This is a genomic window from Bradyrhizobium sp. SOJA106 (assembly GCF_059448745.1).
Window position 1 is genome coordinate 5,434,926 of sequence record NZ_CM182549.1, and the last position, 24,686, is coordinate 5,459,611.

Below are 24,686 nucleotides of genomic sequence, written 5' to 3' on the forward strand. Positions count from 1 at the left end.
GGGCGCCGCAAAGCGACGAACCCGGAATCCAGAGCTTGCCGATCGAGATTCCGGGTTCGCGCAAAGGCGCGCCCCGGAATGACTGCCAGGATTTAAGAGCTTACTTCTGCACCGCCGCAGCCGGCGTGGTCGCGCTGCCGGTCGGCACCAGGGCTTCCGCCGTCTTGGTCGACCTGGCGGCCTGCGGCGCCTGCTCCGGCTCCGCACCGAACCTCGCCTGCGTCTTCGGCGCCAGCTCCGCCACTGCCGGCGTTTTGACGTCCACATGCGGCAGCACATCGGCGACGAGATCGGTCGTCACGAGATTGGTGAGCTTGAGCTCGCCCGCGTCGAGCTCGTGCAGGTCTTCCCACGGCGGAACGCTGAGCGCGAGCGACAACAGATCGCCGGCACCGCCCATGTCGAAGGTGTATTTGGCGAGCCGGCCGATGTCGCGCTCCACGATCATCAGGTCCTGCGCGCTGTAGCTCGCCGCCTTTGCGTCGTCGGCCCGGTCGCCCATCCAGATCTGGTGAACCCGGACATGGGCCGCATCGGGCACGTAGCGCTTCTTGCCCGCCAGCAGCAGGAACACGCACATGGATTCACAATAGGCTTCAGGCGCGACCGCCGGGCGCGCCGACTGCCCGCTGCGGTTCTGAACGCTGATCCCAACCGTGGTCATAAGGCCGAGATTGCGGAAGCGCCGGCCGAGCGTGATCGCGTCGTTGACGGACCCGCCGCTGGAATCGAGCACGACGGTGGCGCCACCGAGCTGACGTCCGCGCGCAAACTCCTCGAAATCCTTGGGAGTATCGGACGTGATGATCCCGACCGCGCTGACCCAGCCACGACAATTCGGCTCGCAGGCGACCCAGCTGAACTTCATCGGCAGCTTGCGCTCTTCAAGCGCAGCGCCGGCACGGGCCGTAGTGCCGGTCGTAGCGACAGCGCCGGACAGCGCGACACCAAGCGCGGCGGCCCCAAGCAACAACCAACCGCGAAGATCAAGGGAGTTCAGAAGTCTCAATCTGGTTCCTTCCCCAAGCCCCAAAGGTCCCCCAACAATCCCCGGTAGCGCCTTCTGAGTCCATCATACAGGCGTATGCTTCTACACACGGGCGTCATAAAAATGGTATCCGGGCGAATACAGATCGTCCACAGATACTTGCTGCACTGCTCCCAAAAAGCATACAAAATATGGCGCAGAAACAACAGCTTACGGTTCCCTGCACCGGAACCGTGCAACACCTCGCCCAACGTCGCAGCAAAGCGCACATGAAGCATTCAGCCTGCGAGCATTGTTCCAATCCGGTCGAGGGCGCGCTTCGGCTGCCGCGCAGATTCGGCCGTGCGCTGATCTGGCTCTACCGCCACACGCTCTCGCCGCTGGTCGGCTACAATTGCCGGCACCTGCCGACCTGCTCCGTTTACGGCGACGAAGCGATCGAGCGGTTCGGGCTTTGGGCCGGCGGCTGGATGACGCTCGCGCGCCTACTCCGCTGCAATCCGTTCGGCACGTCAGGCATCGACAATGTGCCGCTCAACGCGCCGCTGGGCGCGCGCTGGTATCTGCCCTGGCGCTACGGTCGCTGGCGCGGCGTCAACGCGCCGTAGCGCGCGCTTTTTTTGCGGATCATTCTGGGCGTTTGCTGCGACGCTTTGCGCATCGCTGCTCTGAGTGGAACCTCCCGCCCCCTTCCTCGCTTTATCGTGATGCTCCCACGGGAGGAAACAACAATGCGCTGGAAAATCAGCCCTCGCGTCAGGCCAGGTCCCCATCACGGTGCGGGCGGACATCATCACGATCCCAGAACCCTCGACATGCTCGCCATCATCGCCCTGCTGGTGCTCGCGGCCGGCTCCGGCTGGTATCTCGCGACGAGCTTCGCCACGCCGCCGAGTTCAACGGCCTTCATCGTGCCGAGCCAGAGCGTGCACTGGTAGCTCAACGTCAGAGGTCGAGCACCAGCCGATCGGCGTCCGATCCGGCGACGCAAACCATGAGATAGCGTTCGCGCTCATATGACGACAGGATGCGGTCGCGGTGCACCGGCTTGCCCTCGATCCAGCCGACCTTGCAGGCGCCGCAGATGCCGCCGCAGCAGGACGTCGCGATGTCGATGCCCTCTTCCTGCAACGCAGCCAGCATGGTCTGGCCGGCCCGCACCTCGATCTCCATGCCGGACCGCGCCAGCAACAGCGTAAAGGGCTTTGCATCTGGTTCAATCACAGGTCGTGGCGCGACGAAGCGCTCGACATGAACATTGGCCGCGGGCCACGCTGCCGTCAGCCGCGCGAAATCATCAATCATGCCTTCCGGGCCGCAACAGGCGACCAGCGTGTCCGATCTACGCTCCCCGACGAGCGCCGCGAGATCAGGACGCCCGGTCCGGGACGTTCGGTGCACGACGAGGCGCCCCTTTTCGATCAGCACGCCGAGATGCGCGGCGAGCGGCACCTCATCGCGCACGATGAGATGCAGCACAAAGTCGGCCTCGCCCGTCCGCACGAGGTGCCGCGCCATCGACAGAAACGGCGTCACCCCGATGCCGCCGGCGACGAAGACGTGACGTCCGACGTCGGCGCCTGCCCTGAGCCCGCCACGCGGCAGCGAGACGCCGATGACATCGCCAAGCCTGACATCATCGTGGAGCGCGCGTGAACCGCCACGCCCCTCTGCCTCGCGTTTCACGGCGATGATATAGCGCGCGTTGTCGGCGGGCTCGTTGCACAACGAATAGGTACGCACGAGCCCATTGGGCAGATGCAGATCGATATGCGCGCCGGGCCTGAACGGCGGCAGTTCCCAGCGATCGGGATCGACCAGGGTGAACAGCTTGATCCCGTTGCCTGCCTCCTCGATGTCGGCGACGACCGTCTTGACCGTCGTGATCGGGCGCGCCTTCATGCTGCGTTCCGCACGATATCGCCGACCTTCACGACGCCGCCTTGCAGGATTTTGCAGTTGAGGCCCGAGCGGTTGATCAGGGGATCGAAGATCGCCTTGCCGGTGATCTCCTCGATGTGCCGGCACGGCACCGACAGCCGCGTCGCCTCCAGCAACGTCTCGCCCAGCCAGAAGCGCCGGCCGACCAGATGGTTCAACGGCACCCCCTCGACCGTGACGTTGCGTCGGTGTTCCTCGGGTCTCAGCTCGATGCCGGCGTCGCGCTTGAGCGCGACCAGTGTCTCGAGCTCGAACAGGGTGACCTGCCGGCCCTCTTCCGGCTTGTGCGAGTAAAACCCCTCTTCGTTGCCGATCATGTAGCGATCGCCTTCGATGCCCCGGCCGGCGACGAGATTGATCCGCTCCGCTGCGCGCATCGGCAGGAACGCACGCGGGGTGAAATGAAGGAAGCGCACCACGCCGGTCCAGCCGAGCTGTGCTGCGCCCTGCGTCGAGCCGGCGCTGATGGTATCGAGCATGACAATTCCCCTTGGGTGAGCGATGCGCGCCGCCGGCAGCGACGCGCCGCGGGATCAGGTCAGTTCTTTGTTCGCCATCTCCGGCGCGAAACTGGTTGCGGTCGCGGTGACCGCGGCGCAGGCAATGAGCAAGAGCGAGACCGGCCAGGTTGCGCCCCCGCTCCAGGCCATCAGAAATGCCGCAATCAGCGGCGTCAACCCGCCGCTCAGGGCCGCACCGACCTGGAAGCCGAGCGAGGCGCCGCTGTAGCGCAGCCGCGCGGAGAACAACTCGGAATACCAGGGCGCACCGATGCCGAACATGACCATCTGACCGAAGGTGATCGCGACCACGATGGTGCAGACGACGATGGCGGGATCGCGGGTGTCGAGCAACCAGAACAGCGGGAAGGCAAACAGTGCGGAGAACACGCAGCTCGCATAGAACATCGTCTTGCGGCCGACGAGGTCCGACAGCCAGCCGAACAGCGGAATGGCAAACAGCGCAACCAGCGATGCGGCGAACGCACCGTTCAGGACCACCGCGCGCGGCAGCCCCAGATTGGCCGTGGCGTAAGACATCACGAACACGCCACCGATGCTGGCATAGGCGATCTCGGAGATCTTCAGACCGACCGCAGTGAAAAACGGCCTGCGGTGATGCCTGAAGATCTCGACCAGCGGCATGCTTGCGACTTCCTTCTTGGCCTGGACCTGACGGAAGGCGGCGGTCTCCTCCATGTTGAGACGGATGTAGAGACCGACGCCGACCAGAAGGATCGAGATCAGGAACGGAATGCGCCAGCCGTAAGCCATGAAATCGTTTTCCGGCAGGCTCGCCACCAGCGCGAACATGCCGATCGCGGCGAGATTGCCGATGGGATTGCCGACCTGCACCATGCTGCCGAGCAGTCCGCGGCGATGTGTCGGGCAGTTCTCGACCACCATCAGCACGGCCCCGCCCCACTCGCCGCCGAGGCCGATGCCCTGGAGGAAACGCAGGCCGATCAGCAGCAGCGGCGCGGCGATGCCGATCTGATGATAGGTCGGCAGCAGACCGATCAGGAAGGTGCCGATACCCATCACCATGATGGTGATCGCGAGCATCGCCTTGCGGCCGACCCGGTCGCCGAAATGACCGAAGATCGCCGCTCCAAGCGGCCGCGCCAAAAAGCCGACGGCGTAGGTGCCGAAGGCCGCGATGGTGGCGAGCGTGGGATTGCCGGCGGCGAAGAAGACCTTGTTGAACACCAGCGCGGTCGCCGTGCCGTAGATCAGGAAATCGTACCATTCGACCGCGGTGCCGATCACGCTCGACCACACGATCCGTCGCAAGCTCGCCGCCTCGTCCGGTGCTACGCTCAGGGTTGCGTCGTCTGCTATGGTCATCGATCTCTCCAAAAGGTACCGGCGCCTAGGAAAAGCAGTTGGTTCCGTCCGTGGAGCCCATCGGCAACCAGGACGGTAAAATCGATCATGTTTACTGTTGGAAATCAACGCCACGAAACGCGGCAACTGCCGCCGATCGCGGCAAAGGGCGTAAAATGCATCAATTTTTGGCTTATCTTCGCGATATACCAGCAGACCTGCTCACATTATCCGCGGTATTGCCCGAAATTTCTGCGCAAGAGTTTTCTGCCGGAATACGCCTGCAGGCGGCCGGGCCGGCCGATCCGCGCCGTCGGACTGGCAGTCGGGCGGCATCTGTTGCAAAAGTAGCCCCAGCAGTTCGGGAGATTCCTGCGTGCTTGACGTCAGCAAAGCGACAGCGGTCGGGGCCAATATCCGCCAGGCGCGGATTGCCAAGGGCCTGACGCTGGACCAGCTTGCCAAGCAAAGCGATCTGACGCGCGGCTACATCTCGCTGGTCGAGCGCAACCTCAAGATCCCCTCACTCGCAGCGCTGCTGCGCATGGCCGCGGCCCTCGAGGTCAATGTCGCGAACTTCTTCGATCCGAACGCCGAGCCCGCGCCGCGCTACACGCTGTTCCGCCGCGAAGGCGGCAACGTCCCGCTGTTCCAGGACACGTTTGGTGTCGTGCCGCTGGCGACCGGCCGCACCCGCAAGATGATGGAGCCGTTCCTGCTGAGCCCCCCGCACAAGGCGGCAACGCGCGCCTCGCATGCTGGCGAGGAGCTGCTGTTCGTCATCAACGGCAAGATTGCAATCAAGCTCGACGGCGAAGAACTGACGCTCGGCAAGGGCGACTGCCTGTATTTCTCAGGCGAGACCCCGCATGAGGTCAGGAGCCTCGGCCGACAGAAAGCCGAAGTGCTGGTCGTGGTGGCCCAGACGCCCTGACGCCTGATTCAGCAAACAGTCTAAATTAGCGGAACCAGAAGAAGCGTCCGGGCGGCGGCGGAATCGGCTCGGGCGGACGCGGCCGCTTCGGGCGCGGCGGTCTCGGCGGCGGCTCGGCGGATGACGTGGCTTCCACGGCCGGCGCGACCTCGCTGCCCGGCACCTTCACCGCGAGCAGCAGATTCGATTCATTCATGCGCCAGCGATAGCCGACGCCGAAATCGATCGGCTGGGCGCGCGTGAACAATGCCGCGTAGCGCTCCTGGTAGCGGCCGGGGAACTCGTCGATCGGTCCGAGATAGCGGCCGAACGGGAAGAACCGCCATTGCCGCGCGCTGTAGTTCGCAAGCGGAATACCGGAATCGTCCTGGATGATGGTCGCGCTGTTGGCGAGCAGCCAGTCGCGCGCGACGGTGAAGTTGCCGGAGTGCAGCAGATAGGACGCGCTCTTGATCAGGCTGTTGCCGGGCCCGAGCGTCTCGCAGAACTTCAGGAAGCCCGTCGAGCGCGCGCTCGCGTTGGAGAGGTCGGCGGAGAAATAATAGAGCGTGCGTGCCTCGCCATCGGGGCCGGCAAAGGTGATGCGGACGCCGCGTGTCGCGTTCGGTCCCGGATTGTCGTTGCCGACATGCATCCCGCCCTTGTCGTCGAGAGCGACCATCTCGACGTTGCGGATGGTCTTGCCGGAGCGCGCGAGGAAGACATAGAGGATGGGCAAGGTGCCGTTGACCTGGTTTGTGTGCAGGTCGACCTTCATCTGCTTGGTGATGAAGAAGGAGAAGCTCAGGATCGAGCCCAGCGAGCGCTCGACACTATAGAGTGCGGCCCCGACCGACGGGCGCGGCAGCCGCGTCAAATCAGGCACGGCGCCGACCGGCTCCAGCGCGCCAAGCACATAGGTGCTCACCTTGGAATAGAATGCGTTGGCGTAGAGGAAATCCGGGCCGCTGAACAAATAGAACATCGTCGGCCTGGGTGCAGCCAGATTGACGTCGGCCCAGCTCCGGATCTTCGAGAGCTGTCGCTGCTCGAGCTGGGCGAAGGCGCCGTCGAAGAATTTTGCGTGGCGTTGCCAGCCGGGGTCCCTCGTGAGCGGCACCAGCGGCGAGTCCGCCGAAGGCTGCATGCCCGCCAGGAAACGCGCGGTGTCGTCGAAGGTGACCTCGGCGGCACGCGCCGATGAGATGGCCGCAACGAGGAGGGCAAGAGCGACGGCCGCAAGTCTCATGGGACGAAACATGTCTATTCGCGACGTGATGTATGGCCAGCGGCGACCGGCCGCCTGCGGAAAACTGCATAAATCAACAGGCCCGAGAGCATGACGAGCATGCCCGAGAGCGACTGAATGGGCCGCTCGGTCAACAGGTAGTACATCATGAACCCGGTCACGAGCAGGAAAACGAACGGCGTGAAGGGGTATCCCCAGGCGCGATAGGGCCGCGGCAGCTTGGGATCGGTAATGCGCAGCTTGATGACGCCGGCGACCGTGAAGAACGAGCAGAACAACAGCGCGAACTGGATGAAGTCGAGCACCGCCTCGAAGCTGCGCGTGAACAGTAGCAGGTTGGTCACCGCGAGCTGAAACAGGATGGCATAGGCCGGCGCGCCGCTGACCGATCGCTTTGAGAACACGCGCAGCGCCGGAATGTCCTCCCCCATCGTCATCATCACGCGCGGGCCGATCCACATCATCGCGCTGATCGAGGAGATCAGGCCGACGCAGATCATCGCGCCGACGATGCGGCCGCCGAGGCCGCCGAAGATCGCGCTGCCGGCGACGCTGGCGACGTCGAGCTGACCCGCAAGCGCACTGACGGGCGTTGAGTAGAGGAACACGGCGTTGAGCGCGACATACAGCACCAGCACGATCAGCGTACCCGCGAGCAGCGCGCGCGGCAGGCTCTGTTGCGGCGTGTTCATCTCGCCGATGATGTAGGTCGCCGCATTCCAGCCCGAGAACGAGTACATCACGAAGACCAGCCCGATCGCAAAGGGTGCGCTGACGATATGCGCAAGATCGCCCGGCTGCGGCGTGAAGGCGATCGGCTGCGGCACGCCGACGATGAAGCCTGCGACGAGGAAGGCGACGATCAGCACGACTTTCAGGATCGTCGAGATCAGCTGGAACGTCGAGGAGTGCCTGACGCCCGTTAATTGCACGAGCGAGACCAGCCAGACCACGCCGATGGCGAGCGGGATCGGCGGCAGATCGGGGATGACCGATTTGGCGTACTCGCCGAACGCCATCGCCGCCAGCGCAACCGGCGCGGCAAAGCCGACGGTCGCCGAGACCCAGCCGGCGAGAAAACCGAAGGCGGGATGATAGGCGCGGCCGAGGAAATTGTACTCGCCGCTCGAGCGCGGAAACATCGCCCCGAGCTCACTGTAGGCGAATACGCCGCACAGCGCGACGATGCCGCCGACAGTCCACAGCAGCAGGATCGAGAAGCCGGACGGGATGTCCTTGACCTGGAAGCCGAGGCTGGTGAAGACGCCGACCCCGATCATGTCAGCAACGACGATGGCGGTCGCGACCAGAGCGGAGACCCCCGACCCGCTTCCGGTCAGCCGGCCAGTCCAGGGCGCAGTACCCGCATCTGATGCCGTCATCGGGGTCCTTAAAGCGTCGCGCCTCCTGGGAGGCATCGTGCAGATCGATCCAGTCAATTCAAGCAGGGTTAACAAGGGTTAAATGAGGCGAACGGAATTGGTAATTTGGCACCTTTCATGCTTGGTCTTGGGCAATAAACCCGCCCAAACACCGGCAAATCCCGTTCCCCTCCCCCACAATCAGGACACGATTGCATGGTCCCTTTTAAGCTCTCCGGATGTGGGGAAGTTTTTCCGGACGCTTAACGTCACCTAAACGCCGGTCGGCTCAATTACCTTAAGCTTGCCGATTGACTTGAAGTGACTTGGGGTCATGGGTGGATGGTCGGGGCCGTTCCGAACGTGAGAGCTGACACGCGTGCCGATCGGACGAATTCCGGTCGGCACGGTCGTGCGCTCCGGATCGGCCTGGTCTCGGCTTTGGTGCCGTTCTCGCTCGCGCTGGTTCAATGCGGCAAGGCGCCAAATCCGGCAGCGCTCGCGGCGAACTCGCAGGCCAATGTTCAGGTCAATCAGGTCGTAGCCAAGACCAATCCGCAGGCCTCCAATCGGCAAGTAGCGGGCGGCGACACCTTCGAGGATCGCTTCCCTGCCCCGCAGTTCACGGAGCGCTTCCCGTCGGCGAGCGAGAGTTTTCTGCAACGGCAGATGTCGGACTTCTCGCCCAAGCGCGCGGTGCAGCAGCCGCCGCAGTCGGAGCAGGCCCCCTACAAGGTCGCCTCGCTTGAGCCTCAGGTCCCTTTCAAGCGCCCCGCACGTGACGACCTGACGACGCTCGTCAGCATGAAATCGTCGGCGTTTCCTTATTTCGGTAACAACCCTGCCTCCGACGCACCGTTCCTCAACATCTCCAACGGCGACCGCCGCGGCCACCGCAGCTATTCGGGGCGCGTCTACTGGCAGGACGAGACCTACAGCGACAGCCGCGTGCTGGTGCACGTGCCCGAGCATTTCGACGTGCGCAAGCCGGGCGTGATCGTGGTGTTCTTCCACGGCAATGGCGCGACGCTCGAACGCGACGTGCGCGACCGGCAGCTGGTGCCGCAGCAGGTCACCGATTCCGGTGCCAATGCCGTGCTGCTCGCGCCGCAGATGGCGGTCGATGCCGCCGATTCCAGCGCCGGCAAGTTCTGGCAGACCGGCGGCTTCAAGCGCTTCATGGAGGAATCGGCAAGCCACCTCGCCCGCCTCACCGGCGATCCCAACAGCGAGCGCGCCTTTGCCAACATGCCGATCCTGATCGTCGGCTATAGCGGCGGATTCCTGCCGACGGCCTGGAGCCTCGAGGTCGGCGGCATCAGTGACCGCGTCCGCGGCGTCGTGCTGCTCGACGCCGTCTATGGCGAGATGGACAAGTTCGCCTCCTGGATCGAGAGCCATCGCTCCGGCTTCTTCGTCAGCTCCTACACCCGCTACACCGCGCGGCGCGATCGCGGGCTGATGAGCATGCTCAGGCAGAAGGGCATCGGCGTCTCCGAAGACATGGACGGCCCTTTGCGCCCCGGCAGCGTGGTGTTCGTGGAGACCGGCGAGGGCATCACGCATCGTGACTATGTGACGCGTGCCTGGACGCGCGATCCGCTCAAGGACGTGCTGGTGAAGATGTCGGCAACGCCCGCACTGGCCCTGACGCGCGTTGCCGCCACCAATTCCGCACCGAGCCGCTAGGGCAGCGCTTCCAAGCGAATTCGATACCGGTCTGCGTCAATGAAACGCGTCAAATTGAGAATTGCGCCAGCCGGTATTGGGCTGCGCTGCCGGCAATTGTCTCAAGCCCTGCTCAAAATGTGATGTTGATGGCCGACAAGCGGACGCAGCTCTTGGTCGACCAGCTCTTGGCCGACCAGCTCTTCGCCGATCAGCTCTTGGGCAGCTTCGGAATGCTCTCGGCAAAACCGTTGAAGCAGGCCAGCCGCTCGTCCTCTTCCTTGAAGAAACGGCAATCGGCGTAGCCCTTGGGCTTCGCCGGCTTCGGCTTCGGCGCCGGCGGGATCACCGCGTCGTAGCAGTTGAGGCGGTCCTTGGTGCCGTCGTCGATGTCGAGGCAAGCCTGGAGCCGCGCCGCGACCGATTGCGGCTTGCCCTTCGGCGCCGGCGCGGCCGTAGCAGCTGCTGCCGCCTTGGTCCCCTTGGGCTTGACCTGCACCAGCGGCTTGTCCCCCACCATGGGTGGCTTGTCGGTCTGCGCAAACGCGGAGGCTGAATAGAGCACAGCGGCAACCGCCAGAATCATCCTCATCTCAGTCAACTCTCTTTGGTCCCCATGACCGGCCTTCTAGCGCTCCCGCGCGCGGTTTGCCAAGCACCTTGCGCACAGGAAAACGCTGGAATTCAGGCCGTGGCGGCCGCAGCCGGCCGGGGCCGGGTCAGGACCACCAGGATCAGCGCCAGCACGACGAAGCCGACCGCGACGAAGCCGAGGGTATGCAGGAGCTCGCGGGCGAACAGCAGGCCGCCGACGGCGGAGCCCACGGCCTGGCCGATATAGAGGACGGAGGTGTTGAGCGCGACGGTCGCTGATGCCAGCGGCGGCGCAGCCGCGACCAGCCGCACCTGCTGCATCGAATTGGTCGAGGCAAAGCCGAGACCCCAGACCGCCACCGCGACGGTCATCAGCACGAAACTCCCAGCGCCGAGCGCCCAGCCCGTAATGCCCGCAAGCAGCAGGCAGGTGAACAGCAGCGAGGTTCGGAACGGCCCCCAGGTGTCGACGATGCGGGTTGCAATCACGACGCCGAGGAAACCGCAGACGCCATAGATGGCGAATACCATGCCGATCGCATCGGGGCTTGCCTCGGTCAGCTTCTTCAGCAGCGGCCCCATGAAGGTGAACACGACGAACTGCCCGGACATTTGCAGCATGGTGATCCCAAGCAGGAGCAGGATCGCCTTGCTGCGGCCGACCGCAACCCAGGTCTTCAGATCCACGGGCACGCCCTTCAAGCCGCCCGGCAAGCGCATCAGCAATAGCACGAAGCTGATGCAGCCGAGCACGCCGATCGCGCCATAGGCCGAACGCCAGCCATAGCGGCTGGCGATGAAGGTGATCAGCGGCAGGCCGACGGCGGCGGCGAGCGACCAACCGAGAAAGATGTAGGCGATTGTGCTGCCACGCCGCTCCACCGGCACGATCATCGCCGCGGTGCCAGCCGCCTGCGGCGTGTAGAGCGCGCCAACCGCGAGCATGACGAGACGGATCATGAGAAGGCTGGCGTAGTCCGGCGCAAAGGCCGAGGCCAGATTGCCAAAGGCGAGCACGGCGAGCGTCACGGTGAGCAGCGTCCGCCGCTCGATCCGGCTGGTCAGCCACGCCGTCAGCGGCGAGCCGACGCATAGCGTGATCGCGCCGAAGGTGATGAGGAGGCCGGCCGCATGGATCGTGACGTCGAGCCCGCTCGCCAGTTCGGGCAGCATGCCCGCGGGCGCTAACACCGAGCAGCCGGTGACGAGATTGCCGAGCATCAGGGCGGTCGGCGCAAAGCGCCGGGCGGCGGCATTTTTCATGCAAACGCATGTAGCGCGGCTTGTGACGAGTTAAAGGGCACGGAGCCAAATACTTGGTGCAAGGCCCCCCTTTTTTTGCGCGCGACTTTCTTGGAATTGCCGGATTGCACAGGCCGAATCGCCTGATATATCGCTCGTTCCCGCTTACCTGCGCTCGTTCGCAGGAGTGAGCCTCAGGAGAAAAGCAATGTCCGACCAGCCCAAATCCGAGTCCGGCTTCCAGTACAGCCTCTCCAATCTGAAGCCCGTGACCCCCGCCCCCAAGATCACTCTCACTTTCCCCGACGGCGCCCAGCGCCAATATGACAAGAGCATTACCGGGCTCGATATCGCCAAGGGCATCTCGCCGTCGCTGGCCAAGCGCACGGTGGCGATGGCGCTCGACGGCGTGCTCGCCGATCTCAACGATCCCATCGACGCCGATGCCAAGATCGAGCTCGTCAATCGCGACGACCCGCGCGCGCTCGAACTGATCCGCCACGACTGTGCCCACGTGCTCGCAGAAGCCGTGCAGACGCTGTGGCCGGGCACCCAGGTCACCATCGGCCCGGTGATCGAGAACGGCTTCTACTACGACTTTTTCCGCAACGAGCCGTTCACGCCGGAAGATTTTGCCGCAATCGAGAAGAAGATGCGCGAGATCATCGCGCGCGACAAACCTTTCACCAAGGAAGTCTGGGACCGCGAGAAGACCAAACAGGTGTTCCGCGACAAGGGCGAGGCCTTCAAGGTCGAGCTGGTCGACGCCATTCCCGGCAACGAGCCGATCAAGATCTACTACCAAGGCGACTGGTTCGACCTGTGCCGCGGCCCGCACATGACTTCGACCGGCAAGGTCGGCAACGCCTTCAAGCTGATGAAGGTGGCCGGCGCCTATTGGCGCGGTGATTCCAACAACCCGATGCTGACCCGCATCTACGGCACTGCCTTCGCCAAGCAGGAGGATCTTGACGCTTACCTCAAGCAGATCGAGGAAGCCGAGAAGCGCGACCATCGCAAGCTCGGACGCGAGCTCGACCTCTTCCACTTCCAGGAGGAAGGTCCGGGCGTGGTGTTCTGGCACCCGAAGGGCTGGACCATCTTCCAGCAGCTGATCGCCTATATGCGCCGCCGCCTCTCCGGCGACTACAACGAGGTCAACGCGCCGCAGATCCTCGACAAGGTGCTGTGGGAGACCTCGGGGCACTGGGGCTGGTACCGCGAGAACATGTTCGCGGCGCAGTCCGCCGGCGACGAGGCCGAGGACAAGCGCTGGTTTGCGCTGAAGCCGATGAACTGCCCCGGCCACGTGCAGATCTTCAAACACGGCCTGAAGAGCTACCGCGACCTGCCGCTGCGTCTCGCCGAGTTCGGCGTGGTGCATCGCTATGAGCCGTCGGGCGCGATGCACGGCTTGATGCGCGTGCGCGGCTTCACCCAGGACGACGCGCACATCTTCTGCACCGAGGACCAGCTTGCGGACGAGTGCCTGAAGATCAACGAGCTGATCCTGTCGACCTATGCCGATTTCGGCTTCACCGGCGATCTCACGGTGAAGCTGTCGACGCGGCCGGAGAAACGCGTCGGCACAGACGCGATGTGGGATCACGCCGAGCGCGTGATGGCGACCGTGCTCAGCCAGATCCAGGCGCAAAACAACCACATCAAGACCGAGATCAATCCGGGCGAAGGCGCCTTCTACGGGCCGAAGTTCGAATATGTGCTGCGCGACGCTATCGGCCGCGACTGGCAGTGCGGCACCACGCAGGTCGACTTCAACCTGCCGGAGCGGTTTGGCGCGTTCTACATCGACCATGACGGCAGCAAGAAGCCGCCGGTGATGGTGCACCGTGCGATCTGCGGCTCGATGGAGCGTTATATCGGCATCCTGATCGAGCACTTTGCCGGCAACTTCCCGCTCTGGCTCTCGCCGGTGCAGGCGGTGGTCACGACCATCACCTCCGAAGGCGACGAATACGCCAAGGTTGTGCTGGAGCAGGCGCGGCGCGCCGGGCTCCGGGCCGAGATCGACCTGCGCAACGAGAAGATCAACTACAAGGTCCGCGAGCATTCGCTGGCCAAGATCCCGGCGCTGCTCGTGGTCGGCAAAAAGGAGGCCGAGACGCATTCGGTGTCGGTCCGCCGGCTCGGCAGCGACGGCCAGAAGGTGATGACGACCGCGGAGGCCATCGCCGCGCTGGTCGACGAGGCGACCCCGCCGGATGTCCGGCGGGCTCGCGGCGCCGTCTGACCCCTGAAATCGATCTAAACTCGCTTTCGGTTGCGGGCGTGCATCCCTATCTGGGGAGTGCACGCCCCAACACGGCCAGCCGATGAGGAAACCGCAGTGCCCGACGCCATCGAACTCCTGAAGACCCGCCGCTCGGTCAAGCCGCGCGAGATGACTGGCCCTGGTCCCTCCCCGGCCGAGCTCGAGACCATCCTCACCATCGGCGCTCGCGTGCCCGACCATGGCAAGCTGGCGCCCTGGCGCTTCATCATCTTCGAGGGCGATGCGCGCCAGCGCGCCGGCGAGGTGATCGCCAAGGTCTTCGCGCGGAAGCATCCCGGCGCGCCGGCGGCCGATATCGAGACCGAGCGCAATCGCCTGATGGACGCACCGCTGGTGATCGGCATCGTCAGCTTCACCAGGCCGCATCCGAAGGTGCCGGCGTTCGAGCAGGAATTGTCGGCGGGCGCGAGCGCCATGAACATCGTCACGGCCGCAACCGCGCTCGGCTACGGCGCCTGCTGGCTGACCGGCTGGTTCTCGTTCGACCGCGACGTGCTCGACGGACTTGGCCTGAAGCCGGATGAGAAGCTCGCCGGCTTCATCCATATCGGCAAGCCGACCAGGCCGAGCGAGGACCGTCCGCGACCGTTCCTTTCCGAAATCGTGACGCGATTTTAGTCGAAGGCTTGTTGACGGCCTCGACGTCTTGCGGCTTTGATCCCTCCCGCGAGGGAGGAGGCGCGGATGAAACGCCGTGAATTTCTGGTCGGGGCCGCGCTATTGGCCGGCACGATGACGCGAAGCCGCGCCGCCGCCGATATCCCCGCTCCCTCGCCCGAGGGGCTCGACCGCATCAGCGCGTATTTCGACAACGAGGTCGCGAGCGGCCGGCTGCCGGGCGCCGTGATCCTGGTGCAGCAGCACGGCAAGCTGGTGTACCTCAAGACCTTCGGCGTGCGCGACACCAGGACCGGCCTTGCGATGACGCCGGACACGATCTTCGCCATCCACTCCATGACCAAACCGATCACGTGCCTCGGCGCGATGATGCTGATCGAGGAGGGCAAGCTCGCCCTCACCGATCCCGTCTCGAAATACGTCCCCCTCTTCGCCGACACCAAGGTGGGCATCGAGGTCACCGAGCCGGACGGCAAGCTGAAGCTCGACCTGGTGCCGCCGGTCCGTGCCGTCAACATCGAGGATCTGTTGCGGCATACCTCGGGCATCAGCTACGACTATATCGGCGGCAAATGGGTCGAGCAGGCCTACAAGGCCGCCAACATCTTCGAGGGTCAATTCAACAACAGGGAATTCGCCGACCGCATCGCGCGGCTGCCGCTGGCGCGCCAGCCGGGCACGCTGTGGCGCTACGGCCATTCCACCGACGTGCTCGGCGCCGTCATCGAGATCATCTCGGGCCAGACGCTTTACGAGTTCCTCAAGCAGCGCATCCTCGATCCGCTCGGCATGACCAGCACCAAATTCGCGCTGGCGACGGAAGGCGAACTGGCGCGGATGGCGCGGCCGCTGCCGAACGATTTCATCCTGCTCGCTGGCGAGCGCGACCGCCTCGACCATCCCGAATGGCAGTCCGGCGGCGGCGGGCTGCTGTCGACCATCACCGACTATCAGCGCTTTGCGCAGATGCTGCTCAACGGCGGCGAGTTCGAGGGCAAGCGTTATCTGAGCCCGGCCGCCTTCAAGGCGATGACGACCGATCACATCGGGCCTGGCTCCGGCGTCGGACGCGACTATTTCTATTTTCCGGGCGATGGCTTCGGCTATGGCTACGGCCTTGCCGTGCGCACCGATCCCGGCAATGCGAGGCCGCCGCCGCCGGGCTCACTCGGCGAATTGAAATGGGACTCTGGCAGCGGCACCTATTTCGGCGTCGATCCCAAACTCGACATGGTCTACCTCATGATGCAGCAGACCCAGAACGAGCGCAGCCGCATCACACCCGCATTCAAGGCGCTGGTCTACGACTGCTATCCTGAAGCGCTACGCCGCCCGTGAGGCGCGCTGGCCGAAATCGGCAAGCAGCTTTGCGATCTCCGCGGCAGGCCGCGCCGCGCTGAACAGGAAGCCCTGCACCTCGTTGCAACCCTCGGCACGGAGCCAGTCGAGCTGATCCTCGGTCTCGACGCCCTCCGCGGTCGTCGTGATGTTGAGGCTGCGGCCAAGACCCGAGATCGCGCGCACGATCGCGCCGCAATCGGGCCGCTGCGCCAGATCCTTGACGAAGGAACGGTCGATCTTGATCTTGTCGAACGGGAAGCTGCGGAGATAGCTGAGGCTGGAATAGCCGGTGCCGAAATCATCCATGGAGATGCCGACGCCGAGCTCGCGCAGCTGGTGCAGGATCGCGAGATTGGCATCGGTCTCGGCGAGGAAGATCGACTCGGTGATCTCGAGCTCGAGCCGCTTCGGCGACAGGCCGGACTGCGCCAGTGCCGAGATCACGACCTGAACCAGATTGCGACTGCGGAATTGCGTCGGCGAGAGATTGACCGCAACCTTGACATCGCTCGGCCATTTCACGGCTTCGGCACAGGCTTCGCGCAGCACCCACTCCCCAAGCTGCGTGATCAGCCCGATGTCTTCGGCAACGGGGATGAACTCCGCCGGCGAGATCATGCCCTTCTCCGGATGACGCCAGCGCAGCAGCGACTCGAAGCCCGAGATGCGGTCGGAGGCGATCGACACCAGCGGCTGGTAGTGCAGCTCGAACTCGCCATTGGCGAATGCGCGGCGCAGATCGACCTCCATGTCGCGGCGCTTCTGCGCCTGGAGATCCATCTCGCGCTCGAAGAAATGGTGCACGCCGCCGCCGCCGGACTTCGCCCGGTACAGGGCCATGTCGGCGTTGCGCATCAATTCCTCCGACGTCGTGCCGTCGCCCGGCGACAGCGCGATGCCGATGCTGGCTCCGATCACCATCTCCTGGCCGTCGATCTCATAAGGCGCGCGCAGCATGTCGATCAGCAAGGTCGCGCAGGCGCTGGCCTCGTTCGGCGAGACGTCGGCGGCCAGGATCACGGCGAACTCGTCGCCGCCGAGCCGGGCCGCGAGATTGGCGCCGCGGACGGCGGTGGTGAGCCGTTCGGCAACCTCTTTCAGCAGGCGGTCGCCCGACGGATGGCCGAAGGAGTCGTTGATGTTCTTGAACAGGTCGAGATCGATATAGAGCACCCCCACACGCTTGCCGCCAGCCTGCTCGAGCGCCTGCTTGAGGCGCTCCTGGAAATATTCGCGGTTCGGCAGATCCGTGAGCCCGTCATGGTGCGCCATGTGGGCGATCCGCGCCTCGGCCTTGCGCCGCTCGGTGATGTCGACCACTGCGACGAGATAGCCGTCGCGTTCATCGAAGGTGACGCGGCGGCCGAAGGTGAGCACCTCGATCTCGCTGCCGTCGGCGCGCAAGTGCCGCCAGTTGCGCGAGGAGTGATAGGTGTCGCCGACGCGTTCGAGCGCCTCGGCATGGCTCTCCCATTCGTCCTGCGGCCAGATCTCGTGCAGCTTCATGCGCAGGAAGGAGGCGCGGCTGTAGCCGTAATGCTGGACCGCGGCGTCGTTGACGCCGAGGAACTGCTTGGTCTCGGCGTCGAACACCCACATCGGCATCGGGTTGTTGTCGAACAGCAGGCGGAACGAGGCATCGCGCCGCTTCAGAGCGGTGACGTCGGAGATCGTCAGCGAGACCACGTCGGCGAACGCCGTGGCGCTGAGGCGGAGGTACCGACCCTCGTTCTCGATCTCGAGCTGCTCTCCGCGGCCGCCCGAAACGGCCTTGAGCAGGAATTCCATGATCTCGGGGGCAGCCAGCAACGTGCTGCCCTCGCCGATCCGCCGCCACAACAGGTTTCCGGTCGCAACCTTCAGCAGCGCGCTCGCGCTCTTGTTGTGGTGCACGACCTGGAGGTCGAACGGCTTGCCTTCGGCATCACGCAACGTCGCCAGCGAGACCACCGCATCGTCGGTGGAGGAGAAGATCGCATCGAGCAGATTGTATTGCGCGCCGCGCTCGTTGACATAGGCGCCGATCAGGGTCGCGCCCCAGCGCGAGGCGGTCGGCAGTGCCAGCACGTCGTAGGTCCGGACCATGCCATCGCGCACGCAATGCGCGCTGGCCTGGTGAGGCCGGCCGTTCGCGAGCGCGCTCGCCGCCGCTTCCGACAGCGCGGTGGCGCAATCGGGCGACAGTTCGGCGACCGGAATATCCCAGCGCTCCTCGCCGAGCCATTTCTGCACGTAGCGCCCGCTGCGCGACAGTTCGAGCGCGCCGTCATTTCTCAGCAGCGCGATGTGGTCGGCGAGCCGTCCCAGGCTGCCCAGCATCACGTCTTCGTAGCGGGGCAACCGGTCCCCCGGCTTCAACGCGGCACGCCATTTACGTTGAAGCACCGGGATGTCGTCGAACATTTCGGTGGCCGGTTTCCCCGACGTTCTCTTCGCGGCACTCATTGTAGTCCCCAACGCACATTCCCCGCGCATCCAATGCAGCGGCGCTTAAGGGCGTGTAAAAAGGACGCAGATGCGGGTCCCATTGAGTGATTATGACAGTTTTAAGTCAGGTGTTGGTTAGTGAGCGTTAGAGACTATGACAGGCGTTTGAAATGCGCCGCTCTCGTGTCCCCATGGGCCCCGGCTCTGCAGCGCACCGCTGAACAAGCGCTGCGCTGCGTCCGGGGCACGAGAGCGGAGTTTTCGGATACAACTGCTTCCACACCGTCATTGCGAGCGCAGCGAGCAATCCAGAGTCTTTCCGCGCAGGCAGTCTGGATTGCTTCGTCGCAAGGGCTCCTCGCAATGACGGTGCTTGGAGCAAGGACGCCGCTTCATCATTCGCATCTTCGTCGCAGACACACCTTCGCATCCTCGCGGCTGATCTCGCCCGAGCTTTGCCTCGTCACGCCACCCTCAATTGAGAAGAGGGCGCAGGGAAGACCGCATAGGCGTTAAGTTTATTCTTGAGTGTTGAAATCACACGTGATTCCAAGGGGCATGGCAGACGAATCGCTTCTAAATGAGGACTGGACGAGAGTGGTTGCGCAGCTGGGTGGGGCTGAGCAGCTTGAGATAAGCGCGCGCCAGACGAAGGCTTTCGCGCGGCGGCGCCAAATTCCAGACGCGGTGGCGTTGCTTCGGCTGATGCTGGCCTATTGTTTAGGGGAAAGAGGATTGAGATCGACAGCTGCGTGGGCGGCTTCTGTTGGCCTTGCGGACCTCAGCAGCGTGGCGTTGTTCTATCGCCTGCGTCAATGTGGCGATTGGTTTGCAGTGCTGGTGGAGAGCTTGCTCGATGCGGCAGCGCCGAAGGCGAGCCGAGGCCGCCTGATCCGCATCGTCGATGCGACGACAGTACCTCAGGCCGGGCCGACTGCCCGCAGGAGCAGTGAGCTTTGGCGGCTTCATAGTGCATTTGATCTGCCAAGTGAGCGCTTTGGTCACTTCGAGCTAACGGATCAGCAAGAGGGCGAAACGTTTGACCGGATACCAGTAGTCAAGAACGAGATCCGCATTGCTGACCGCGCTTATCTGCAACCTGACCGCATCGCGGCTGTCCGCGCGGCTGGTGCCGACGTTCTGATCCGAGCAGGCTGGAAGAACGCGCGCTGGCTTGATGCCCAAGGCCTTCCATTCGATCTGATGGCCCAATTGCGTGCGGCAAAGGCACGCGGACTGATCGATCGGAGGATTTGGATCAAACGCAAGGACGGGGCGCCTCTGGCTATGCGTCTGGTTGCGGTCAAGAAGCCCACCGGTGCGGCCGCGGCTTCGCGTCGTAAAGCTCGGCGAGACGCACGCGACGAAACCCGCATCATCTCCAAAGGGACTCTGGAAGCCGCGGATTGGGTCATTCTGGTCACGTCGCTCGCACGGGACGAGTTCTCCGCCAGGGATGTGCTTGCACTCTATCGACTGCGATGGCGGATCGAACTTGGCTTCAAGCGACTGAAAAGCCTGATTGGTCTCAAGACACCGCCTGGAACTGATCAGCGTTCGGCGAAGCCCTACCTGCTGGCTCACCTCTTGATTATCCTGCTGCTCGAGCCGCTTGTCCGCGACTTCGAGGACTCTCCCCACTGGAAGCAGGCCGCCTGACGACACCTGGCGGTTGGCGTATCTTGCAACAACTCGTTGCATCCTTGCTGCAAGCAATCATTCCACAACCAACCATCCGCCGCTTGCGCCGCAGTAAGCGAGCGCTCGGGCGGCACCTGCGCGAGCCTCCCCGAAAACGTCAATATCAATCAATGCTTGCGCTACCTTAACGCCTATGGGGAAGACCGGGTGCCGGCCGGGCACCCACGGTCCACTGTGCGAAAGGTGGCAACAAGAAGCTGCACAGCGGCATACAGGTGGAGCCGAGCAACCGGCCTTCCCTGCGCAGTGGTTGGAACGGCGTATGTCGTGCTCCCCCCGGGGAGCGATGCACGATTGCCCCCGTCGCCATGCGGATGGCTGATGCGCGTGTCCGGTTGGACAGCACACATCACCGCAAGACTTGGCGCACAGACCCCGGGCGCCAGGACCACACGATTTGGCCGTACGCGAGATCACACCGGTCGTTGGCGCGACGCTCCCGCTCACGGCTGCCCACCCTGCGAAACTTGTCGCGCCGATGTGGTCCGCGCCCACCGCCGCCCGGCCCGCGTTCCTGACGTCGCGATCCGCCCCTCTTCCTTGGGCCGGGTTGCGGCGACACATACGCTATTTCCGAAATTCGGTAAAGCGGAATATTTTGGAGATCGCGGCTTGACCGTTCGCTTGGGTGTTTTGCCCGACGGGCAGCGCAAGAGCTTGTAGCCTGAGGACTTGTAACCTGGATGGTGCGCCCCGTAATCCGGGATCGCATAGGCGGGTGCAGCGGTGCCGGAGTGTGCTCCGTCCGGCTGCGAGCTGCGCTAAAGCATGATCCGGAAAAGTGCGAAGCGGTTTTCCGAAAAGATGATGCGCAAACAACAGCCTAAAGCGCGATGACGATTCATCCCAATCTCATCGCGCTTTAGTCCTCGCTGGACGCCGCGGAGCGATTGCGCAAATAGGCCTGCGACAGCAGGAAGAACAATGCGCGCTCGCCATGGTATTTGGCGGCCGGCCGGGTGCGTTCGAAACCGTCGGCAAATTTCTTGCCGGACTGGTCGCACACCTGCCACCGCCAACCGAACCGTTTGCGCCTGGTGAGGATGACTTCGAACATGCCGACGGGCTTGGTCCCCTGCTCCTGCCGGTCCCGCAGGTTCATCACTTGCGCCGGCCTCCCCCATTGGACGGATGTCCGACATATCACGCAGCAGGACGGAAAGAGAATAAAATTGAATATCGGACGTACGTATCTTCCACTGCCTCCTGCGCCGGCCGTGACGACGTCGCAGCGGCCGTGGAATAAGCCGTTGGCAGCGGTGTTTTCTCACCCCCGAGCCGCAGCTTGCCAGCGCTCACAGCGATATTCAGCGCCGAACACAAGCAGGCGGCGGTGAGCGTCCGCTCACTCCGACACGAGCACGACGGAGATCGGGGGAAGATGGATCGTTCGTGCGCCGGATGAGAATTATCATGCCGGGTACGAAGCCCGACGGCGGCCGCATGCGGCGTTGCCGCAAGAGCGCTCGCGCATGATGAAATATGGTTCGCCGGCCTGTCCGTGCTTCATGTCTCCCCGTCGGGAGCGGTGAACCGATTCCACCAAAACTCATCCCGCTTTAGCGCGCGACGACCTCGACTTCGCCGTCGACGCCGTTCACGACGTTGAAGCCGCGCTCGTAGACCTTGCCCTCGTTCTTGGCGATGGCACGGTATTCGCCTTCGGAGAGCACGACGCGGGGAAAGGCGCCGATCGATTCCTTGATGACGTCGCCGCCGGGGGTCAGCACCGACCAGGCGGTGTTGGCGAGCGCCTCGCCGCCGCGGTCGCTGACGAGCTTCAACGTGATGACCGCGGCGCGGTGGGTGATGGTGACGTCGGTGAGCTTGCCGGCCTGGACGCGGATATCCGAGCGCACCACCGAATTGGCGTCGCCATAGTTGGAGATGATGTAGTAGGTGCCCTCCGGCAGCAGCACGACGTCGCCGGCGGCGACGTTCGGCACCAGCGAGGCACGCTCACCGGATTCGAACTGGCTGCCCTTGTAGATCGCGAACGAGATCTGGTTCTGCGGAATGCGGCTGGCGCCGACCCGGCCTTCGATGCGCAGGCCTCCCGCCGGCAGCACGAAGGATTCGCGGTCGGTCTCGGCCTTCAGGCTGACGGTGCGCACCGCGCTGACGAGGCCGAAGGCGACGTGCACGACGTAATTGCCGGGCGGCAGCACGATGTTCGGCGTGGCGTTGCGATCTTCCTTGATCAGCTTGAAGGTGCCGTTCTCGTCGGGACGGTCGGCAAACACCCGCCAAACCAGGCCGCTGGTGATCGCAGCCGAGTCCTTGCCGTATTTTGCGGTCAGCGACAGCACGCCCTGGCCGGGCACGGCCGCATTGAGCGGCGCGGCCGGCGGCACGGTCGCGACTGCGGGTGGCGGCATGCTGGGTGTCACCGGCTGGGTCAGGGTCGGCGGCAGGCTTGGTGGGCCGGCGGCCTGCCCGGACGGCGCCAGCTGGATGGCGTTACCGGGTTCGGGCACCGACGCCGGCGGCACCGGGGGCGGACGATCGGAGAAAAGCTGCGCCTGCGCGGCATTTTGGCCCAAATTGAGCATGCACGCGGCAAGCATCAGCGCCGGCAGCAGCGTGCCGCTGCGCCGCCATCTGATGATGCCGTCACCCCCGCGTGTCATGTCACCTGCTTTTCACCGAAAACGCGGCAAATTCAAGCCTTGGCATATTCAAGCCTTGGCATATTCAAGGATTGGGAAGCCTGGGAAATACGGACTTTGGAACCGGGCTGGCGCCTGCGTGATTAGACCAAAGGCAGCCGGCCTTGCCACACTCCTGCCCCCTGCTTCCCGAACGGTATAAACCATGCTTGGCCTTCGTTCTGGCGGAGCGGATATACGGCGCCCATTCTGGTGTGGGGGCTGGCCCGGGTAGGAGAGTTTCGGTGCTTGAGATCTTGAAGGGCCGCGGCGCGAACGGCTCCAATGGCGAGAAGGTCGGCCTCGGTAGCATCCGCCGGCCGGTCATCGGCCTTGCCCTCGGCGGCGGCGCGGCGCGCGGCTTTGCCCATATCGGAATCCTGAGGACCCTGATCGCCAACGGCATCGTGCCTGATGTCGTGGTCGGCACCTCGATCGGCGCCGTGGTCGGCGGCGCCTATGCGGCCGGCCAGCTCGATACGCTGGAAGATTGGGGGCGCAGCCTGCAAGGCATGCGCACCATCCTCGGCTATCTCGACATCCGCCTCAACGGCTCCGGCCTGATCGGCGGCGAGAAGCTTGCGACCCGGCTCGAGGAGGCGATCGGCCAGACCCTGATCGAGGAGCTACCCATCAAGTTTGCGACTGTCGCGACCGAGGTCCGCACCGGACACGAGATCTGGCTGACGCGCGGCCGCGTGGTCGATGCGATGCGCGCCTCCTACGCGCTGCCCGGCATCTTCTCGCCCGTGCTGATCGGCGACCGCTGGCTGGTCGACGGCGCGCTGGTCAATCCGGTGCCGGTCTCGGCGGCGCGCGCGCTCGGCGCCGAAATCGTCATCGCTGCAAATCTTTCCAGCGACATCTTCACCCATTCCACGACGATCTATGCGCACGGCGCGATGCCGGAGCCGGTCGCGCCCGTTGCCGAGGAGCCCGTCGCCAAACGGCGCTTTCCGCGCTTCTTCTCGCCCGAGAAAACCATGAAGCGGGAGTTCTTCGGCGGCGGCGGACGGCCCGGCATCTCCTCGGTGATGGTCGACGCATTCAACATCATGCAGGACCGCATCACCCGCGCGCGCCTCGCCGGAGATCCGCCTGATATGCTGATCACGCCGCGGGTCGGCCAGTTCGGCTGGTTCGACTTCCACCGAGCCGAGGATTTGATAGCTCATGGCACGCGCGCCGCCGAGCGCGCGCTGGAGTCGATCCAGGAGGCAATCGAGGTGCTGGCGCCGGCGCCCGCGGGCAACGCGCCCAAAGCGGGCGAATAAGGAGCGGACGCCTGAGGCCGATCAGGCCGTCTTGATGTAGTCGCGCAGGGCTTCCTGCTCGCTCTCGTATTCCTGGACGCGCCGCTTGACGATGTCGCCGATCGAGATCAGGCCGACCACCGTGCCGTTGTCGATCACGGGCAGATGGCGGAACTTGCCTGTCGTCATTATCTCCATCAGCTCGGCGACCGTGTCGGTCTCCTTGCAGGTCACGACCTTGCGGGTCATGACCTCCGAGACCGGCGCCTCCAGCACGGCGGCGCCGCGCTCGCCGAGCACGCGGACGATGTCGCGTTCGGACAGGATGCCCTCGAGCCGGCTTTGGTTCATCACCAGCACTGCGCCGATCTTCTTCTCGCCGAGCAGCTTGATCGCGTCCGAGAGCTTGGCGTCGGGCTCGACGCTCATGATCTGGTGGCCTTTGGTGTTGAGAATGGAACGTACCGTCATTGTCGCCTCCCTGAATCGGAGCCCTCCGCTTTGCGCGGTCCGGACTTGTTCGCGAGTCTTCAACTAAGAGTTTTGGCGCGGGTTTCACGCTCGCGCGCTTGTCGAAGCGTTGCCGCTACGGCCTTGTCGCTTCGGAACATTCTTCGGCACAA

The 24,686-nt window shown here is 64.3% G+C and carries 21 protein-coding genes; 9 read left to right on the forward strand and 12 right to left on the reverse strand.

Annotated elements, in window-relative coordinates:
• Positions 1-100 precede the first annotated feature (100 nt).
• A complete protein-coding gene (locus tag AC5V87_RS25570) occupies positions 101-1,009 on the reverse strand; it encodes a COG3904 family protein (RefSeq protein ID WP_495368075.1) in 909 nt (302 codons plus the stop codon).
• A gap of 248 nt (positions 1,010-1,257) precedes the next feature.
• Between AC5V87_RS25570 and yidD the strand changes: the two genes are divergently transcribed.
• The gene (yidD, locus tag AC5V87_RS25575) at positions 1,258-1,596 is read left to right on the forward strand and encodes a membrane protein insertion efficiency factor YidD (RefSeq protein ID WP_456837815.1); all 339 of its coding nucleotides are present in this window, start codon (positions 1,258-1,260) and stop codon (positions 1,594-1,596) included.
• A gap of 123 nt (positions 1,597-1,719) precedes the next feature.
• Positions 1,720-1,926: a hypothetical protein gene (locus AC5V87_RS25580; RefSeq protein ID WP_456837814.1), complete on the forward strand. Its 207-nt coding sequence runs from the start codon at positions 1,720-1,722 to the stop codon at positions 1,924-1,926.
• 7 nt (positions 1,927-1,933) lie between these two features.
• On the opposite strand, the gene AC5V87_RS25585 is transcribed toward AC5V87_RS25580, so the two are convergent.
• The 3 genes from AC5V87_RS25585 to AC5V87_RS25595 are packed head-to-tail and all read right to left on the reverse strand — an operon-like array spanning position 1,934 to position 4,776.
• On the reverse strand, positions 1,934-2,890 hold the full coding sequence (locus AC5V87_RS25585) for a PDR/VanB family oxidoreductase (protein ID WP_456837813.1): 957 nt from the start codon (positions 2,888-2,890) through the stop codon (positions 1,934-1,936).
• Entirely contained in the window at positions 2,887-3,408 is a 522-nt protein-coding gene (locus AC5V87_RS25590; protein WP_456837812.1) for an MOSC domain-containing protein, read from the reverse strand. Before AC5V87_RS25590 ends, AC5V87_RS25585 begins: the two co-directional genes overlap by 4 nt.
• 54 nt (positions 3,409-3,462) lie before the next feature.
• Positions 3,463-4,776 (reverse strand): MFS transporter, encoded by a 1,314-nt coding sequence (locus tag AC5V87_RS25595; protein ID WP_456837811.1) that lies wholly within the window; start codon positions 4,774-4,776, stop codon positions 3,463-3,465.
• A 355-nt stretch (positions 4,777-5,131) separates the two neighbouring features.
• Here AC5V87_RS25595 and AC5V87_RS25600 point away from each other — a divergent pair, with 355 nt between their 5' ends.
• Positions 5,132-5,689 carry a helix-turn-helix domain-containing protein gene (locus tag AC5V87_RS25600; RefSeq protein ID WP_027560040.1) on the forward strand — a complete coding sequence of 186 codons (558 nt, stop codon included), beginning with the start codon at positions 5,132-5,134 and terminating at the stop codon, positions 5,687-5,689.
• 25 nt (positions 5,690-5,714) lie between these two features.
• On the opposite strand, the gene AC5V87_RS25605 is transcribed toward AC5V87_RS25600, so the two are convergent.
• Positions 5,715-6,929 carry a hypothetical protein gene (locus tag AC5V87_RS25605; protein WP_495368076.1) on the reverse strand — a complete coding sequence of 405 codons (1,215 nt, stop codon included), beginning with the start codon at positions 6,927-6,929 and terminating at the stop codon, positions 5,715-5,717.
• A gap of 2 nt (positions 6,930-6,931) precedes the next feature.
• Positions 6,932-8,299: an APC family permease gene (locus AC5V87_RS25610; RefSeq protein WP_456837809.1), complete on the reverse strand. Its 1,368-nt coding sequence runs from the start codon at positions 8,297-8,299 to the stop codon at positions 6,932-6,934.
• Positions 8,300-8,620: 321 nt separating this feature from the next.
• On the opposite strand from AC5V87_RS25610, the gene AC5V87_RS25615 reads away from it, so the two are divergent.
• The gene (locus AC5V87_RS25615) at positions 8,621-9,967 is read left to right on the forward strand and encodes an alpha/beta hydrolase (RefSeq protein WP_495368077.1); all 1,347 of its coding nucleotides are present in this window, start codon (positions 8,621-8,623) and stop codon (positions 9,965-9,967) included.
• A gap of 190 nt (positions 9,968-10,157) precedes the next feature.
• Here AC5V87_RS25615 and AC5V87_RS25620 read toward each other — a convergent pair whose 3' ends face one another.
• Together AC5V87_RS25620 and AC5V87_RS25625 are read right to left on the reverse strand one after the other, a co-directional pair.
• Entirely contained in the window at positions 10,158-10,538 is a 381-nt protein-coding gene (locus tag AC5V87_RS25620; RefSeq protein WP_456837807.1) for a hypothetical protein, read from the reverse strand.
• Between the two features lie 92 nt (positions 10,539-10,630).
• Positions 10,631-11,803: an MFS transporter gene (locus AC5V87_RS25625; RefSeq protein WP_456837806.1), complete on the reverse strand. Its 1,173-nt coding sequence runs from the start codon at positions 11,801-11,803 to the stop codon at positions 10,631-10,633.
• A gap of 187 nt (positions 11,804-11,990) precedes the next feature.
• On the opposite strand from AC5V87_RS25625, the gene thrS reads away from it, so the two are divergent.
• From thrS to AC5V87_RS25640, 3 genes are all read left to right on the forward strand, one after another.
• A complete protein-coding gene (gene thrS / locus AC5V87_RS25630; protein ID WP_456837805.1) occupies positions 11,991-14,033 on the forward strand; it encodes a threonine--tRNA ligase in 2,043 nt (680 codons plus the stop codon).
• A gap of 96 nt (positions 14,034-14,129) precedes the next feature.
• The gene (locus AC5V87_RS25635; RefSeq protein WP_495368078.1) at positions 14,130-14,693 is read left to right on the forward strand and encodes a nitroreductase family protein; all 564 of its coding nucleotides are present in this window, start codon (positions 14,130-14,132) and stop codon (positions 14,691-14,693) included.
• Between the two features lie 66 nt (positions 14,694-14,759).
• Positions 14,760-16,031: a serine hydrolase domain-containing protein gene (locus tag AC5V87_RS25640; RefSeq protein WP_456837803.1), complete on the forward strand. Its 1,272-nt coding sequence runs from the start codon at positions 14,760-14,762 to the stop codon at positions 16,029-16,031.
• On the opposite strand, the gene AC5V87_RS25645 is transcribed toward AC5V87_RS25640, so the two are convergent.
• Positions 16,017-18,479 carry a putative bifunctional diguanylate cyclase/phosphodiesterase gene (locus tag AC5V87_RS25645; protein ID WP_495368079.1) on the reverse strand — a complete coding sequence of 821 codons (2,463 nt, stop codon included), beginning with the start codon at positions 18,477-18,479 and terminating at the stop codon, positions 16,017-16,019. The two genes, AC5V87_RS25640 and AC5V87_RS25645, sit on opposite strands and share 15 nt — an antisense overlap.
• Before the next feature lie 540 nt (positions 18,480-19,019).
• Here AC5V87_RS25645 and AC5V87_RS25650 point away from each other — a divergent pair.
• Positions 19,020-20,120, forward strand: coding sequence for an IS4 family transposase (locus tag AC5V87_RS25650; RefSeq protein WP_495368080.1), 1,101 nt, complete (start codon positions 19,020-19,022; stop codon positions 20,118-20,120).
• 904 nt (positions 20,121-21,024) lie between these two features.
• Here AC5V87_RS25650 and AC5V87_RS25655 read toward each other — a convergent pair.
• Both AC5V87_RS25655 and AC5V87_RS25660 read right to left on the reverse strand, forming a co-directional pair.
• Positions 21,025-21,264, reverse strand: a complete 240-nt coding sequence (locus AC5V87_RS25655; protein ID WP_495368081.1) for a hypothetical protein — start codon at positions 21,262-21,264, stop codon at positions 21,025-21,027.
• A gap of 457 nt (positions 21,265-21,721) precedes the next feature.
• Positions 21,722-22,792 (reverse strand): RgsD C-terminal domain-containing protein, encoded by a 1,071-nt coding sequence (locus AC5V87_RS25660; protein ID WP_456837800.1) that lies wholly within the window; start codon positions 22,790-22,792, stop codon positions 21,722-21,724.
• 263 nt (positions 22,793-23,055) lie between these two features.
• Here AC5V87_RS25660 and AC5V87_RS25665 point away from each other — a divergent pair, with 263 nt between their 5' ends.
• Positions 23,056-24,084 (forward strand): patatin-like phospholipase family protein, encoded by a 1,029-nt coding sequence (locus AC5V87_RS25665; RefSeq protein ID WP_456837799.1) that lies wholly within the window; start codon positions 23,056-23,058, stop codon positions 24,082-24,084.
• Between the two features lie 21 nt (positions 24,085-24,105).
• Here AC5V87_RS25665 and AC5V87_RS25670 read toward each other — a convergent pair whose 3' ends face one another.
• On the reverse strand, positions 24,106-24,534 hold the full coding sequence (locus tag AC5V87_RS25670) for a CBS domain-containing protein (RefSeq protein WP_456837798.1): 429 nt from the start codon (positions 24,532-24,534) through the stop codon (positions 24,106-24,108).
• Positions 24,535-24,686 lie beyond the last annotated feature (152 nt).